Genomic DNA, 15,868 nt, shown 5'->3' on the forward strand with positions numbered 1-15,868 from the left:
TTTGCATAGATTTTCTTTTGAATCTTTGTCTAACTTTTTGGGGTCAGTTCAATTGCACTTGTACTACATTACAAATGCATCACACGAAGATTATACAGAGAATTTTCCGCTTATGCAAAATCTTTTATATTTATGTGGGAACCCCTCCACCGCCTAACGGCGGTCCCCCTCCCCTTTCAGGGGAGGCTTTTTTCCACCAACAAAACTCCCCCAGCGGGGCAAACAGGCGGCTGCCGCCGCCGTAACACTACCCTTTTTACTCTTGAAATTGGGGCGTAAGGTCAGCGGCGACCCGCCGCACGCCGCAGAATAGAAATAATGCAAGTTCCTATAGAATTTGTACTTGATTTTTTCTGCAAAATCCGCTATGATAAAGATAGCAACTCAATACGCTCTCACAGAACGGAGGAATCTGATCATGACGGAAGAAGAAAAAATGCTTGCCGGAAAACTCTATGACCCCAGCGACCCCAAACTGGATACCCGCCGGCTGCTGGCTCACCGGCTTTCCATGGAATACAACAACACACTGGAAACCGATGCCGAAAAACGCAAAGCCATTCTGGCACAGCTGCTGCCCGATTGCGGAGAGGACACATTTCTGCAAGGGCCGCTGCAATTTGACTACGGCTGCTATACCCGCTTCGGCAAACGCTGCTACGCCAACTTCAACCTGGTCGTTCTGGACGTGTGTCCGGTGACTTTCGGCGATGACGTGTTCATTGGCCCGAACTGCTCGTTCGTTTCTCCTATGCATGCCCTGCTGCCGGAAGAACGCAACCTGAAACAGCGTCCGGACGGCTCCTACTACGATCTGGAATACGGCAAGCCCATTACCGTGGGCAGCAACTGCTGGTTCGGCAGCAATGTCACCGTCTGCGGCGGCGTGACCATTGGTGAGGGCTGCGTGATCGGTGCAGGCAGCGTGGTGACCAAAGACATTCCGCCCCATTCGCTGGCAGTGGGCAACCCCTGCCGTGTGCTGCGGGAAATTACGGAAAAGGACAGCGTGCAGTATAAAGGAATCACTGCATAAAGCCCGCCTGCATGCCAATATTATAATTGGAAAATCTCCCGCACTTCACACAGAAAGGACGATTCATATGGCAGTGATTCGATTGACAAAGGAAAATTTTCAGGCAGAAGTGATGCAGGCGGACAAGCCGGTGCTGATCGACTTCTATGCAGACTGGTGCGGTCCGTGCCAGATGGTTTCGCCGATCGTGGACGAGATCGCCGGCGAACGCAGTGACATCAAGGTCTGCAAGGTGAATGTGGACGAACAAATGGAACTGGCACAGTCTTTCGGTGTGTCCAGTATTCCCACGCTGGTGGTGATCTCCGGCGGAAAGCTGGTAAAGCATGCCGTGGGTGCACAGCCGAAGTCTGCGATTCTGGACATGCTGGAAGCTGTAGAATGATCCCACATATTCCAAAAAAACAAAGCCGCTGTCCTGTCAGTTTCACGGGGCAGCGGCTTTTTTTGCGAAGATGCGGCAAAAGTCCACGAAATATACGATTCTGATATGATTTCCATCAGAAAATGTACGTTTTTGCTAGTAATCCGACAATCGTTATGCTATGATAGTTACAAATCAAACGCACCGCAGGTGCAGGAAGGGAACTGCCTTATGATCAATATTCCGAAAATGAAAGTCGGCATCGTTGCAGTCAGCCGTGACTGCTTTCCGGAAAGTCTGTCCGTGAACCGCCGCAAGGCTCTGGTCAATGCCTATACGCAAAAGTACAACGCAGAAGATATCTACGAATGTCCTGTCTGTATCGTGGAGAGCGAGATCCACATGGTACAGGCTCTGGACGACCTGAAAAAAGCCGGCTGCAATGCCCTGTGCGTTTATCTGGGGAACTTCGGTCCGGAAATTGCCGAAACGCTGCTGGCAAAGCACTTTGACGGTCCGAAGATGTTCTGTGCCGCTGCCGAGGAAAACACCGGCGTGCTTTCTTCCAGCCGCGGTGATGCGTACTGCGGCATGCTCAACGCCAGCTACAATCTGAAGCTGCGTGGCGTGAAAGCGTACATTCCGGAGTATCCGGTAGGAACTGCCGCAGAGTGTGCGGACATGATCCACGATTTCCTGCCCATTGCACGGGCGGTCTACGGGCTGAACCACCTGAAGATCATTTCCTTTGGCCCCCGTCCGCTGAACTTTCTGGCATGTAATGCACCCATTCAGCAGCTGTACAATCTGGGCGTGGAAATCGAAGAAAACTCCGAACTGGATCTGTTTGAAGCGTTCCACAAGCACGAAAACGACCCGCGGATTCCGGAAGTTGCGGCAGACATGGCGGCAGAGTTGGGTGACGGCAACAAGAAGCCGGACATTCTGCCGAAGCTGGCACAGTACGAACTGACGCTGCTGGACTGGATCGAGGAACACAAAGGCTATCGGGAATTCGTTGCCATTGCAGGGAAGTGCTGGCCGGCATTCCAGACCCAGTTTGGATTTGTGCCCTGTTATGTGAACAGCCGTCTGACCGGCAGAGGGATTCCGGTTTCCTGCGAAGTGGACATCTACGGAGCACTCAGCGAATTCATCGGCACGGTGGTCAGCGAGGACGCTGTCACCCTGCTGGACATCAACAACACAGTGCCGGCAGACTTGTATGAAAAGGAAATTGCAGGAAAGTTCCCGTACCGTCTGACGGACACCTTTATGGGATTCCACTGCGGCAACACCACCACCAAGAAGCTGGCGTTCTGCGAAATGAAATACCAGCTGATCATGGCACGGAGCCTGCCGGAGGAAGTGACACAGGGCACACTGGAGGGCGACATTCTGCCGGGCGATGTGACATTCTTCCGGCTCCAGTCCACCTCTGATGCGAAGCTGAATGCTTACGTAGCAGAGGGAGAGGTACTGCCGGCAGCGACACATTCTTTTGGTTCCATCGGCATTTTTGCGATTCCGGAAATGGCACGGTTTTATCGGCACGTACTGGTAGAGCACCACTTCCCGCACCACGGTGCGGTAGCATTCGGGCACTACGGCAAGGCGATCTACGAGGTATTCAAGTACTTAGGCGTAGACGCAGGAGAGATCGGCTACAACCAGCCCAAGGGCATACGCTACCCCACAGAGAACCCGTTCGCGACGACGGCGGCGGCGGGTCGCCACTGACCCTACGCCCGCGGCGGGTCGCCGCTGACCTTACGCCCCAATTTCAACTGTGAAAAGGGTAGTGTTACGGCGGCGGCAGCCGCCTGTTCGCCCCGCCGGGGGAGTTTTGTTGATGTGTAATCTTCGGGTGGTTTGTTGCCATGTAGTACAAGTGCAACGCGAACTCTTTTCTTTTTTTGCTTCTTTTTTTCTTTTCAGTAAAGAAAAAAAGAAGCGTAACTCCTTGTGAAACCGGTTGGCTGATGTAGCGGGGAACCTACGGCTTTCCAGCTCAGCACAAGGCACGCCCTTCGGGTGCCCTAAAGGGGAGCCTTATACACAAGCTTGCAAACGCCGTATCAAATAAAGTTGACCGTTTGCACAAGTAACGCCTTAGAAAAACAACACTGCAAATACAGGCAAGGGCAACTAGCGGCGTTGGCGAGCCCCAGGCGGACAGCGAGGTACGAGCGAATTCCGCCGGACGGTTTCGACGCGACTGCCCTAGAAAATCGCTGTCCTCGGGCAAGCCTGCGGGGAGATGCGGGCACCGATTTCAGGGGAGGCTATAAGCTGATATAATTAAGGCAATACCGCACAAAGCTTTGTGCGGTATTGCCTTAAAGCTGGTGAAAGAGTTCGATATAGAGCTCCTTTACCAGCTTTTCTGTTTCCCTTATGGGCAGGTTTGTAGCTGCAATTTTCTTCGGGACACAGTGGTCAAAGTCACAGATTCTGCAAAGTTGCGGTAAAATATTGACAACCCCGCTGAAATGGGGTACAATAGAAGAAAGCGTTTTTTCGGGAGCATTTTCCGGATAAAGGCAACACCGCACAAGCTTTGTGCGGTGTTGCCTAAAAAATTACTTTGCTGCAAAAAAGGAGATTTTTGTATGAATATTGCTGTTGCCCAGTCCGGCGGACCGACCTGTGCCATTAACGCTTCGCTGGTAGGCGTTTTTCGGGAATCCCTCAAGGAACCTGCAATTGATGCAATTTTTGGCTCTGTCAACGGCGTAGAGGGCATTATTCAGGATCACCTCATTGATCTGAAAACCATGATCCGCACCAATGAAGATATGGAACTGCTCCGGCAGACCCCTTCCACCGTGCTGGGTTCCTGCCGGTATAAACTGCCGGATTTTCACGAGGACAGCAGTGTCTACGAAAAGATTGCAGCTGTGCTGAAACGCCGCAAGATCGGTGCGTTTTTCTACATCGGCGGGAACGATTCTATGGACACCGTACAGAAACTTTCCACCTATTTCAAGGAAATCGATCTGGACGTAAAAGTCATTGGCATTCCCAAGACGATCGATAACGATTTGTGCATTACCGACCACACTCCCGGCTTCGGCTCTGCGGCAAAATATGTTGCCACTACTATGCAGGAGATCATCCGCGACAGCTCTGTATACAGTATTCCCTCTGTAACGATCGTCGAGATCATGGGACGGCATGCGGGCTGGCTCACTGCTTCCAGTGCTGTGCTCCACGCCTACGGCGAACCGGCTCCGCATCTGGTCTACGTGCCGGAAACCCACTTCTCTGCTGAGCGTTTTCTCCACGACGTGGAGCAGGAAATGGCAAAGCATAAGGCGGTGATCGTGGCAGTTTCCGAGGGTGTTTCCGTGCCGGAGGGGGTACAGTCCGGTCTGGTGGACAACTTTGGACACAAGTATCTGTCCGGTATCGGCAAGTATCTGGAACAGCTGGTGCGGGATACGTTTGGCTGTAAGGTGCGTTCGGTAGAGCTGAACGTCATGCAGCGTTGCTCCTCTCACCTGAGTTCCAAGACGGACATTGACGAGGCGGAACAGATCGGTGCAGCCGGCGTGCAGACTGCCCTCCGCGGCGAAACCGGACGGGTCATGATCTTCCGCCGGATTCACAACAAGCCCTATACCATTACTATGGAGCCGGCAGACGCGTCCCAGATCGCCAATCGGGAAAAGTTCCTGCCCAGAGAGTTCCTCACGCCGGCAGGAAACAACATCAGTGACGAAGCAATGGCATACTTCCTGCCGCTGATCCAGGGCGAGCTGGATCTGGTAATGCGGGGCGGCATTCCGGTACACTTCACCATGCAGGAGTCCGTGTTGAAGTAAGCGTAATTTTTTCAGGCGAATCGTATAAGGGCAAAACCGCGGCAGTGTTTCACGTGAAACACTGCCGCGGTTTTTGATATTACGGAAACAATACATCAATCCTTTGCTGCATCGGTATCATCTGATTTTTCTGTTCTGTTCTGATACTTCTGATACCAGGCACTCTGCTCTGCCTGGCTCATGTTCTCCCACGCTTCCTCCCGCTTTTCAATTTTCTCTCTGATACTGATTTTATCAATGATATTTCGCAATAGCCAGCAATGAACGCTTGCATTGCGCAAGACGTTACATTATCTTCTGAAACATATAGCGCACCTTGTCCAGGCGGCTGTTTGGACGGCGGGGCTGGATGACTGGCTTGCCGACAGCGGCCTGATACCCTTTCAGTTCTGTAAGGCATACGCTCTGCCCGTTGGTGTAAAAGGCCAGATCAGTACGGTATGCCTGTATACAGCGGGCGGGAATCTCGCCAGTAAAGACAACTTCATCCTTTTTTACCTGGACCGTTTCGATGGTGGCACAGTATTTCGGTGCATCATGATAAGCCCTGGAAAGATATTCCCGGGGCGCATAGAGGGTGAAGGAGAGATAAGGTTCCAGCAGTTGCGTCCCTGATTCCTTCAATGCCTGTTCCAATACAATCGGGGCCAATGAGCGGAAGTCCGCCGGCGTGCTGACCGGACTGTAATAAAGCCCGTATTCAAAGCAAATCTTACAGTCCGTTACGTTCCAGCCGAACAAGCCCTGCTCCAGCCCGTAACGGATACCATCCCTGACAGCGTTTTGAAAACTCTGGTTCAAGTATCCCAGCGAAACCCGGCTCTCGTATTGTACACCGGAGCCAAGCGGGAGTGGTGTAACAGACAGTCCGATGGATGCCCAAAACGGGTTGGGCGGCACCTCGATATGGATGGTGTGGCTGGCTGCTTTGAGCGGCCGCTCCATATAAATGACGGTGGGTTCCTTTACCACTGTTTCAAGCTTGTATTTTTCCGACAGCAAAGCGGAAACAACCTCCAACTGCACCCGGCCCAAAAAAGAAAGAATGATCTCATGGGTGATGGAATCCACCTCGCAGCGCAAAAGCGGGTCAGTATCCGCAAGTTGCGTAAGAGCGTCCAGCAGCCGTTCTCTTTGCGCTGCCGTTTTCGGCGCAATCGACGTCCGCAGCATGGGGAGGGGGTCCTCACGCCACCTTTTACGAGGGAGCCGGGTTGGGTCCCCTAATACATCGTTTAACCTCACGCTGTCGCTGGGAAGGATAACAATTTCACCCGGATAAGCGGTGTCTGTCCGAACAATTTCCCCTTTGGATGGAATACGCATCTCTGTGATTTTCAGCTTTTCTCTCCCGGCCAGGGCCACCGTATCCCGCAGGCGCAGCGTTCCGCTGTATAGCCGTAGATAGACACGCCGCTGGCCGCAATCTGTATACTCCACCTTGAAAACGCTGCCGCATAGGGCGGCGCTCCCCTGTTCCCCAATCGGTTGGAACAGCCCTGTCACCGCATCCATCAACGGTTGAATGCCAAGGCCCTTTTTGGCGCTGCCATAATAGACCGGGAACAGGGAGGCGTCTTGAACCCGCCGCTGTTCCTCCCGCACAAGTTTTTCCCGGCTGATTGGTTCTCCTGCGATATACTTTTCCAATAATTTATCGTTATTTTCGATGACCGCATCCCATGCTTCTATGTCGGTATTTTCCTCCAGGACTATTTCCGGGGACAGCGACACCGTCTGCTTGATGATAATATCGGCGGAGAGCTTATCCCGAACAGACTGAACCACGCTCTGCAAATCAACGCCAGCCTGGTCGATCTTGTTGATAAAGATAACGGTGGGAATGTTCATTTTCCGCAGGGCATGGAACAGAATACGGGTCTGGGCCTGCACGCCATCTTTAGCGGAGATCACCAAGATGGCCCCATCTAAAACAGCCAAAGAGCGGTACACCTCCGCCAAAAAATCCATGTGGCCGGGCGTATCCACAATGTTGACTTTACATCTGTGCCACTGGAAGGAAGTGACTGCCGCTTGAATGGTAATCCCACGCTGCCGCTCCAAAAACATGGTGTCCGTCCTCGTTGTCCCTTTTTCGACGCTCCCCGGTTCTGAAATGGCTCCGCTGGCATATAGCAGGCTCTCCGTCAAGGTCGTCTTTCCAGCGTCTACATGGGCAAGAATTCCAATATTGATTATTTTCATGTGATTGTCCTCCCTTTACTGCCCCGAAGGGCATAAAAATCCCCAGCAGTAAAATACTTTTACCACTGGGGATGATAATTTGCGGACATACACATATACAGCATACACCTGTTTGTGAGTGCTGTTTTTGGGGATATGTCAAAATTGATAAGGCAAAAGTATTCTTAAATTGGGTACAAAAAACTAAGCCCCTACAAAAGGGACTATCATAATCCTTTGTTCCCACTATTTGATTATAGTTTTATTTAAGAATACCTTGCCGCATATTTTTTACTCCTTTTCTGGAATTGAATTATTATATCACATCAGTTTTAGGAAAACAAGTATCTAAAAGAAATTTTTCTTCCCCTTATATGTAACAATCATACCGGCTTCCTAACGTTCAGAATGGTTTCTACTGTCTGCTGCGGTGTTTGGTTGGAATTGTCCAGCCAAAAGCCGATCCGTGGTGTTGTCTGCATTTTACTAAATACAAATTCAATGTATACAGAAAGAAATATATAAGGAGTGGGAGGGATTCCGCCGTAATCGGCATTGTAGGAAAATCCAAAAGTTTAGATTTTCTCAAAATGCTTATCTTTTGGTCTTTGGTTCGGAATAGTGTAGTGCTGGCGGTCTATCTATTGTTTTCGGTTGCTTGCTTCTTTACCGTACATGAGCATTCAGGGGAGGCTTATAACAGCAGATTTGCAAACGCCGTATCAAATAAAGTTGACCACCTGCACCATAAAAAAAGAGTAAACCATATTTCGTGATTTGCTCTTTTCTGCGTTGGTGACCCGTACGGGAATTGAACCCATGATTCCGCCGTGAAAGGGCGGCGTCTTAACCTCTTGACCAACGGGCCATATGGTAGCGGCAGCAGGATTCGAACCAGCGACCAATCGGGTATGAACCGAGTACTCTAGCCAACTGAGCTATGCCGCCACATCGAAACAGGTTTCGTTCAGTGCTTTTTGTTTACTCCTGAATTCCTGCGACTATGATAGTATACTACATTTTCGGAGAAATGTCAAGCACTTTTTTGAAAAACGGCAATTTATACAACTGTACAACAAAATCAAAATTAATTCTACAGCATGTTGCATAAATTCCGAGGCTGTTTCGCTGAAAAAAGACCTATTTTTGCTTCGGGCGAAAAATTGCGGCACAGACGACACCGAACACCATTGCCGCAGTGATGCCGGCGGAAGATGCAGTCAGACCGCCCATGAAGATGCCCAGCAGTCCCTTTTCGTCCACGGATTCCCGCACGCCCTCTGCCAACAGGTTCCCGAAGCCCGTCAGCGGCACGCTGGCACCGCCGCCTGCCAGTTCCACCAGTTTCGGGTAGATGCCTACTGCCGACAGTGCCACACCGGCAACCACATACGCCGTGAGGATTCGTGCCGGTGTCAGCTTGGTGTAGTCGATCAGCACCTGCCCCACGGCACAGAGTGCACCGCCAACCAGAAATGCCCAGAATAGATCCATTGCCATTGTTGTTCCTCCTATTCATCGCCGCAGAAGTGTCAGTTCTACCAAATGCGAAATGCCCGGAATGCTCTCGCCCTGCTGAGAAGCAGTAGGGGACATCAGGGCACCGGTTGCCGCAAACAGGATCTGCTTCATGGCTCCGGTTTGCAGAGCCGGCAGAAAGTGCCCGCACAGCATGCTGGCACTGCACCCGCAGCCAGAGCCGCCAGCGTGAGTGTCCTGCGTTTTCGGATCGTACAGCATTGCACCGCAGTCCCGATGCACCGCAGAAATATCATAACCCTGCTTCATCACCAGATCACAGAGCAGCTCGCTGCCGATCAGCCCCAGATCGCCGGTGACAATGGCGTCATACGTGTCCGGTGCTGTGTTGGTGCCTTTGAAGTACCGGACAAGGGTATCTGCTGCCGCAGGAGCCATTGCTGCTCCCATGTGGTTGGCATCTGTCACGCCCAGATCTACCATGGTGCCAATACAGCCGCCGGTGACACACACGCCGTCTGGTATGCCGTCGGGCTGCTGTAGGATCACGGCTCCGGAGCCGGTGCATGTCCACTGTGCTGTAGGCGGACGCTGCCCGCCGTAGGACAGGGGAAACCGGAACTGGCGTTCTGCGGTGGAGAAGTGGGAAGATGTCACGGCGGCAGTGTACTCGCCTACGCCGCCGGCTGCCAGAAACGATGCCAGCAGCAGCCCCTCCGCCATGGTGGAGCAGGCTCCGTAAATGCCCAGCAGGGGGATCTCCAGCGGACGCATGCCGTAGGTAGAGCCGATGCACTGGTTCATCAGGTCGCCGGCACAGATGCAGGAGAGGTCGCTGTCCTGTAAGCCGCACTTATCCAGTGCCAGCTGGACGGTTCGCCGCTGCATCACGCTTTCCGCCTGTTCCCATGTGTCCTGTCCGAAATGAGCGTCCGGCTCCACGCAGTCGAAGCAGGCACCGAAAGGACCATCGCCCTCTTTTTGTCCGACGGTGCTGGCGTAGCTGATGATGCGGGGCGGCTGGGCGTATTGGAATACGCCGCGGGATAAATTGCGTACCATTCGAATCACCTCGCGGATAGTATGTGTTGGTTTCGGGGAATTATGCAAAGCATAGGCGGCGGGTCAGCCCGTCGCCCAGCGGAAGTGGCGACGGCAGACTTGCCCAAGGATAGCAAGCCGCCGCTGACCTTACGCCCCAATTTCAACTGTGAAAAGGGTAGTGTTACGGCGGCAGCAGCCGCCTGTATGCCCCGCCGGGGGATTTTTGCTGATGAGAATCTATGAGGAAAAAAGTTTTTTGTGTAATCTTCGTGTGAATCATTGCCGTACAGTACAATGGTAGGCGAACTCTTTTCTTTTTTCTTTTTTTGCTTCTTTTTTTCTTTTCAGTAAAGAAAGCGGCGGGTCGCCGCTGACCTTACGCCCCAGTTTCAAGTGTAAAAAGGGTAATGTTACGGCGGCGGCAGCCGCCTGTATGCCCCGCCGGGGGAGTTTTGTTGATGAGAATCTATTGTGACAGTTTCTTGTGTAATCTTCGGGCGATATTGGAATCTTACAGTACAGGTGGAACGCGAACTCTTTTCTTTTTTTGCTTCTTTTTTTCTTTTCAGTAAAGAAAAAAAGAAGCGTAACTCCTTGTGAAATTAGTTGGCTGCTGTAGCGGGAAATCCCTCCACCAGCTTCGCTGGTCCCCCTCCCTTTTCAAGGGAGGCTTATATACTGCTTGCAAACGCCGCATCAAATAAAGTTACCCACCTGCACAAGAAAGCACCTAAATATCAACATTACCGATACAGGCAAGGGCAACTATCGGCGTTGGCACGCCCCAGGCGGACAGCGAGGAACGAGCGAATTCCGCCGGACGGTTTTGACATGGCAACACTAGAAGTTACATTTCACGTAGGAACCCCTCCACCAGCTTTGCTGGTCCCCCTCGTACTGAGCGGTCCCCTCTGCCCTGCGGGCATCTCCCCACCCCGTGGGGAGTCACCCCTTTCAGGGGAGGCTTATAAGCAAATCTGCTGTTGTAATTCTGCGGAGTGATACGGGCATCGCCCTTTACACATTCCCAAGCAAAAATTTCACGCATAACTGCACCAAAACTGCACATACTCCGGAAAAAGGAGGGCTTCTCATGAAAATCAGTCGTGAACTCTATCAAACCATGCAAAATCAGACCGCCCCGAAATCCAAGTCGTGGAAAAACATTCCTCTTGCATTTCTGACAGGCGGTCTGATCTGTACGATCGGCGAAGCCGGTATCCATATTCTGACGGAATTCTGCGGCGTGGAGCAGAAAACAGCTGCCGCGTGGATCTCTATCGGGCTGGTGGCAGTCAGTGCAGTCTGCACCGGTCTGGGCTGGTACGCCAAGCTGGGCAAACACGCCGGAGCCGGCACGCTGGTGCCCATTACCGGCTTTGCAAACGGTGTGGTTTCCTCTGCCATTGAGGCACGCACAGAGGGCTGGGTCCTCGGCATTGGCACCCGCATTTTTGCCATTGCGGGGCCGGTCATTCTCTACGGCACTTCCGCTTCCATGGTGTACGGGCTGATCTATTATTTCTGGACGCTGTTCAGATAGATCATGTTGATCTCCGGCGGGTTGAACAGCCGCGGCTTGCCGATGCCGCCGGATACATACAGCTTTGTGCCGCCTTTCTCGTACAGCCCCTTGTCATATTTCGGAAAAAATCTTCGCTCCGGCGACAGCACGCCGCCCACAAAGGGCAGCCGCACCATGCCGCCGTGGACGTGTCCGGACAACACCACATCTGCACCCCAGCCGGCGTAGCTGTCCAGCAGCAGGGGATTATGTGCCAGCAGCACCGTGCAGCCCTGCCGTGTGCCCAGAGCCTGTGTCAGGTCGTCCGCCGTATAGGGCTGCAAGTGCCGGAATCCACGGTTGTCGTCCCGATAGATCCCATACGCCAATTCGGCTCCCGCCAGATACAGCGGGGGACAGCCGGACTTTTCCAGCGGAACCGTTTCATTTCGCAGCGGGTGACAGCCTGCCTGCTCCGCCATTGCCCAGAACTCCTGCTGCACCTCCGGCGGCAAGTCCAGTTCGTGATTTCCCGTGCAGAGATAGGTGGGGCTTATTTTCGAAAGTGCCTGCAAAAATGACGAGATTTCGTGAAAGTCCCGCATATCCCGCGAAATCATGTCACCGGTGAGGACGATCACGTCCGGCTGTAATTGCTGTGCCTGCCGAATGATGCGGCAGTTGCCCCTGCCCATTTGCCGGTGGTGCAGGTCGGTGATTTGCAGCAGGGAAACGCCGTCCCAGCCGGCAGGGAGATGTTCCAGCGAGAGCGTTTGTTTCCGCACCCGCAGAACATGCTGCTCAATGCAGAACCAGATGCCCAGCAGAATCAGCAGCAGGAAAAGAATCCAGAATATCATGGTACACCTCTTTTAAGTGGTTTGTTTCACGTGAAACATACGGCGGACTGACCTGCTGCCGCATACAACAACAGCGGCAGAAATTCCGCCGCTGCTGGTTTCTTTATTGTCGGTTGTCGTACATCACCGATCATTCCGCAGATTCGTCTGTAGAACTGTCTGTGATGCCCTCTGACGGGGTTTCTGCCTCTCGTGCAGGAATTGCCTCGTCTGTTACAACAGGCTGTTCAGAGCCGTCCTGAAGGCTCTCTGCATCGTCCTCGTCCTGTGCCGCTTCGGTACGGGTAAAAGCAACTACCTTTTGTCCCTCGTTGACACGCATGACACGCACACCCTTGGCAACACGTCCCATGGCACGAATCTCGCTGCATGCCACACGAATGATAACGCCGTCACTGGAGATGAACATCAGGTCGTCGCTTTCGTCTACAACCTTAATGCCGCAGACTGCACCGTGTTCCTCGTCCACCTTGTAGTTGGTAAGTCCCAGACCGCCGCGGGACTGCATACGGTATTCTGACAGGGCGGTCTTTTTGCCGAAGCCGTTTTCCGTCACAGTCAGCAGGGAAGCACCCTCACGCTCTCTTGCCATAGATACCACGGCATCGCCCTTTCGCAGGGTGATCGCCTTGACACCGTGTGCCGAACGGGACATGGGACGGACATCGCTTTCGTCAATGCGAATTGCCATACCGTTGCGGGTGGCAACAAACAGCCGGTTGGAGCCGTTGGTCAGACGCACTGCGGCGATCTCGTCGCCCTCGTCCAGACCAATGGCGATCAAGCCGTTCTTCCGCACGTTCTTATAGTCAGACAGTGCTGTCCGCTTGATCTTACCATTGCGGGTAATCATGACCACATACTTGCCCTCGTTGAAGTCCGGCGTAGTGAGTACTGCGGCGATCTTTTCTCCGGCGTTCAGAGGCAGCAGGTTCACGATATTGGTGCCGCGGGCATTCTTGGAACCCTCCGGCAGTTCATAGCACTTCAGCTTGTACATAGTTCCCAGATTGCTGATAAACAGGATATGGGAGTGGGAAGAACTAATCATCAGTTCGCTGACGAAGTCCTCCTCCCGCTGTTTCATGCCGGTGACACCGCGGCCGCCACGCCGCTGGCTCTTATACACATCGGCAGGAATTCGCTTAATATAGCCGTTCTCGGTATAGGTGACTACGCAGTCCTCCACCGGAATCAGATCCTCGATGTCCACTTCGCCCTCGACTGTTTCGATCTGTGTGCGGCGGGCATCGCCGAACTTCCGGCGAATCTCGTTGAGGTCGTCCATGATGATCTGATATACCCGTTCCCGATTTGCCAGAATGTCCAGCAGGTCGGTGATCTTCTGGATCAGGGCATACAGTTCGTCGGTGACTTTCTGCCGTTCCATGCCGGTCAGCTGTCCCAGACGCATCTGTACAATTGCCTCTGCCTGCTCCTCGGTCAGCCCCTGCTTGTGTTCCAGCTGGTAGCCCTCCATATCGTATTGTGCACGGTCGAGGAGAGCCGACATATCCACGTCCTTGAAACGCTCGATCAGGCGAGCCTTACCTTCCGGAACGGTCTTGCTGTCCCGCAGAATGGCAATGACTTCGTCGATATAGTCGATTGCCAGCAGGAAGCCCTGGAGGATATGGGCACGCTTCTTTGCCTTTTCCAGATCGAACTTGGAACGGTTGGTGATGACTTCCACCTGAAATTTCAGGTATTCCTCCAGCACCTGCTTCAGGCTCAAAGTCTTGGGCTCACCGCCCACCAACGCCAGCATATTGACGCTGACGGTATCCTGCAACTGGGTATAGGTGAACAGCTTGTTCAGCACGATCTGCTCATTGGCATCTTTTTTCAGTTCGATAACGATCCGCATGCCCTCACGGCTGGATTCGTCCTGAATGTGGGAAATGCCCTCGATCCGCTTATCCTTTGCCAGATCGGCAATGGACTTCACCAGACGGGCCTTGTTCACCATGTACGGAATTTCCGTCACGATGATCGCCTGCCGTCCGCGAACCTTTTCGAAATGGGTCTGTCCGCGGAGCGTCAGCTTGCCCTTACCGGTGGCATACGCCGCACGGATACCGCTTTTGCCCATGAGAATGCCGCCGGTGGGGAAGTCCGGTCCCTGTACACAGGTCATCAGTTCGTCCATGGTGCAGTCCGGTTTTTCCATCAGCATGTGAATGCCGTCAATGACCTCGCCCAGATTATGGGGCGGGATATTGGTCGCCATGCCGACTGCGATACCCACAGAGCCGTTTACCAGAATGTTCGGGAAACGGGAGGGGAGCACTTCCGGTTCTTTCAGGCGGTCGTCATAGTTGGGGACAAAGGGCACCGTTTCCTTGTGAATGTCTGTCAGCATTTCCAAGGCAATCTTGGACATTCTGGCTTCGGTATAACGGTAAGCAGCAGGCGGGTCGCCGTCTACGGAACCGAAGTTACCCTGACCGTCTACCAGCATATACCGCATTGAGAAACTCTGTGCCAGACGTACCAGTGCATCATAGACCGACGCGTCACCGTGGGGGTGATAGCTACCCAGCACGGCACCGACGGTATCCGCACACTTGTGGTACGCCTTATCCGGTGTCAGTCCCTTTTCGAACATGGTGTAGAGGATACGCCGGTGTACCGGTTTCAGACCGTCCCGCACGTCCGGCAGGGCACGGGCAACGATGACCGACATGGCGTATTGCAGGAACGAGTCCTGCATCTCCCGACCAATTTCGATGGGGGTAATTTTTTGTTTTCCGTTGGTAAAGAAATTTTCTTTTTCCATTGAAGTGTTATTATCCATCATTCTATATTCCTATCACGGCGGCAAAACCGCCTTTTCCCTTTCGGGGTGTTTTGTCGTATGGGTTTGTGTTTCACGTGAAACACAGGCTGCTTTTGGTGACATAGCAACGGACAAAGGACAGATTGTCCCTGTGCCATTACTGCAAAGCAATCCCTCAGTCAGTGCTTCGCACTGCCAGCTCCCTTTTCAAGGGAGCCGAATCATACAGCATTGCCTTATGTTTCACGTGAAACAGTCACGCTTCCTCTGCTGACTGCTCCGGCAGTGCTTCGGCGGACTGCTCCAGTGCTGATTTCGGCAGCACGTAGAACATCTTCTTGCCGTCGCAGACCAGATAGAATTCCTCGAACTCCTGCACATAGGCAGTCGCCAGGGAAATTCGGGATTCGGGGATCTGCTCGGTTTCGTCCTCGCCCTGCCGGATCCGGATCCGCAGCACCTTGCCGTCATTGCAGGCGGTGAACTGTTCGAATTCCAGTTCCTGCACCGCGTCCAGCACCATGCGACGCTGTTTCCGCGGGTTGTACCACAGCATAAAGATCGCCGCAAGGCAGATCATCATGAGAAAGTATGCCGTCTTATTGCTGGGGTCTGCCACTGCCGACACCACGAACGACACCAGCAGAATGAAAAACAGTGCCATCATCACATAGTTGCGTTTCATGACAAACTTTTTCTGAAATGCCGCGAAGCCGTCCCGATAATACTCCCGCTTGATGTGATACGGGGCAGTGGTGTCGAATACCGGCAGCGTTGTTGTGTTTTCCATG

11 protein-coding genes and 2 tRNA genes are annotated in these 15,868 nt (G+C 53.0%); 5 read left to right on the top strand and 8 right to left on the bottom strand.

Annotation, left to right across the window (positions count from 1 at the left end):
- Window positions 1-418: 418 nt before the first annotated feature.
- From DXB92_RS01960 to DXB92_RS01975, 4 genes are all read left to right on the top strand, one after another.
- On the top strand, window positions 419-1,036 hold the full coding sequence (locus DXB92_RS01960; RefSeq protein WP_117732126.1) for a sugar O-acetyltransferase: 618 nt from the start codon (window positions 419-421) through the stop codon (window positions 1,034-1,036).
- A gap of 67 nt (window positions 1,037-1,103) precedes the next feature.
- Window positions 1,104-1,421 (top strand): thioredoxin, encoded by a 318-nt coding sequence (gene trxA / locus DXB92_RS01965; protein WP_021682083.1) that lies wholly within the window; start codon window positions 1,104-1,106, stop codon window positions 1,419-1,421.
- Window positions 1,422-1,631: 210 nt separating this feature from the next.
- The gene (locus DXB92_RS01970) at window positions 1,632-3,140 is read left to right on the top strand and encodes an L-fucose/L-arabinose isomerase family protein (RefSeq protein ID WP_117732127.1); all 1,509 of its coding nucleotides are present in this window, start codon (window positions 1,632-1,634) and stop codon (window positions 3,138-3,140) included.
- Window positions 3,141-4,012: 872 nt separating this feature from the next.
- Window positions 4,013-5,227 (top strand): 6-phosphofructokinase, encoded by a 1,215-nt coding sequence (locus DXB92_RS01975; RefSeq protein WP_117732128.1) that lies wholly within the window; start codon window positions 4,013-4,015, stop codon window positions 5,225-5,227.
- A 285-nt stretch (window positions 5,228-5,512) separates the two neighbouring features.
- Here DXB92_RS01975 and tet(W) read toward each other — a convergent pair whose 3' ends face one another.
- The 5 genes from tet(W) to DXB92_RS02005 all read right to left on the bottom strand — a co-directional run bounded on the left by tet(W) (window position 5,513) and on the right by DXB92_RS02005 (window position 9,952).
- Window positions 5,513-7,432 carry a tetracycline resistance ribosomal protection protein Tet(W) gene (tet(W), locus tag DXB92_RS01980; RefSeq protein WP_000691721.1) on the bottom strand — a complete coding sequence of 640 codons (1,920 nt, stop codon included), beginning with the start codon at window positions 7,430-7,432 and terminating at the stop codon, window positions 5,513-5,515.
- A gap of 772 nt (window positions 7,433-8,204) precedes the next feature.
- Window positions 8,205-8,279: transfer RNA gene (locus tag DXB92_RS01990), tRNA-Glu, on the bottom strand.
- A 3-nt stretch (window positions 8,280-8,282) separates the two neighbouring features.
- Window positions 8,283-8,359: transfer RNA gene (locus DXB92_RS01995), tRNA-Met, on the bottom strand.
- Window positions 8,360-8,551: 192 nt separating this feature from the next.
- Entirely contained in the window at window positions 8,552-8,905 is a 354-nt protein-coding gene (spoVAE, locus tag DXB92_RS02000) for a stage V sporulation protein AE (protein ID WP_040647268.1), read from the bottom strand.
- 21 nt (window positions 8,906-8,926) lie between these two features.
- The gene (locus DXB92_RS02005; RefSeq protein WP_117732129.1) at window positions 8,927-9,952 is read right to left on the bottom strand and encodes a stage V sporulation protein AD; all 1,026 of its coding nucleotides are present in this window, start codon (window positions 9,950-9,952) and stop codon (window positions 8,927-8,929) included.
- A 1,075-nt stretch (window positions 9,953-11,027) separates the two neighbouring features.
- Between DXB92_RS02005 and DXB92_RS02010 the strand changes: the two genes are divergently transcribed.
- Window positions 11,028-11,477, top strand: coding sequence for a SpoVA/SpoVAEb family sporulation membrane protein (locus DXB92_RS02010; RefSeq protein WP_040648106.1), 450 nt, complete (start codon window positions 11,028-11,030; stop codon window positions 11,475-11,477).
- Here DXB92_RS02010 and DXB92_RS02015 read toward each other — a convergent pair.
- The 3 genes from DXB92_RS02015 to DXB92_RS02025 form a co-directional block, all read right to left on the bottom strand.
- Window positions 11,453-12,298: a metallophosphoesterase gene (locus tag DXB92_RS02015; protein WP_021683080.1), complete on the bottom strand. Its 846-nt coding sequence runs from the start codon at window positions 12,296-12,298 to the stop codon at window positions 11,453-11,455. The genes DXB92_RS02010 and DXB92_RS02015 overlap by 25 nt on opposite strands.
- 130 nt (window positions 12,299-12,428) lie before the next feature.
- Window positions 12,429-15,077 carry a DNA gyrase subunit A gene (gyrA, locus tag DXB92_RS02020; RefSeq protein ID WP_117732477.1) on the bottom strand — a complete coding sequence of 883 codons (2,649 nt, stop codon included), beginning with the start codon at window positions 15,075-15,077 and terminating at the stop codon, window positions 12,429-12,431.
- A 256-nt stretch (window positions 15,078-15,333) separates the two neighbouring features.
- A complete protein-coding gene (locus DXB92_RS02025; protein ID WP_117732130.1) occupies window positions 15,334-15,867 on the bottom strand; it encodes a hypothetical protein in 534 nt (177 codons plus the stop codon).
- Between the last annotated feature and the right edge of the window lies 1 nt (window position 15,868).

It is taken from the genome of Ruminococcus sp. OM06-36AC (assembly GCF_003438725.1).
Taxonomy (GTDB): Bacteria; Bacillota; Clostridia; order Oscillospirales; family Ruminococcaceae; genus Ruminococcus_C; species Ruminococcus_C callidus.

Excerpts from the sequence above, each read along its gene's own strand:
- spoVAE (WP_040647268.1), bottom strand. The coding sequence starts at position 8,905 with ATGGATCTATTCTGGGCATTTCTGGTTGGCGGTGCACTCTGTGCCGTG.
- DXB92_RS01970 (WP_117732127.1), top strand. The coding sequence starts at position 1,632 with ATGATCAATATTCCGAAAATGAAAGTCGGCATCGTTGCAGTCAGCCGT.
- trxA (WP_021682083.1), top strand. The coding sequence starts at position 1,104 with ATGGCAGTGATTCGATTGACAAAGGAAAATTTTCAGGCAGAAGTGATG.
- DXB92_RS02005 (WP_117732129.1), bottom strand. The coding sequence starts at position 9,952 with ATGGTACGCAATTTATCCCGCGGCGTATTCCAATACGCCCAGCCGCCC.
- DXB92_RS02015 (WP_021683080.1), bottom strand. The coding sequence starts at position 12,298 with ATGATATTCTGGATTCTTTTCCTGCTGCTGATTCTGCTGGGCATCTGG.
- gyrA (WP_117732477.1), bottom strand. The coding sequence starts at position 15,077 with ATGGAAAAAGAAAATTTCTTTACCAACGGAAAACAAAAAATTACCCCC.
- DXB92_RS02025 (WP_117732130.1), bottom strand. The coding sequence starts at position 15,867 with ATGGAAAACACAACAACGCTGCCGGTATTCGACACCACTGCCCCGTAT.
- DXB92_RS02010 (WP_040648106.1), top strand. The coding sequence starts at position 11,028 with ATGAAAATCAGTCGTGAACTCTATCAAACCATGCAAAATCAGACCGCC.
- DXB92_RS01975 (WP_117732128.1), top strand. The coding sequence starts at position 4,013 with ATGAATATTGCTGTTGCCCAGTCCGGCGGACCGACCTGTGCCATTAAC.
- DXB92_RS01960 (WP_117732126.1), top strand. The coding sequence starts at position 419 with ATGACGGAAGAAGAAAAAATGCTTGCCGGAAAACTCTATGACCCCAGC.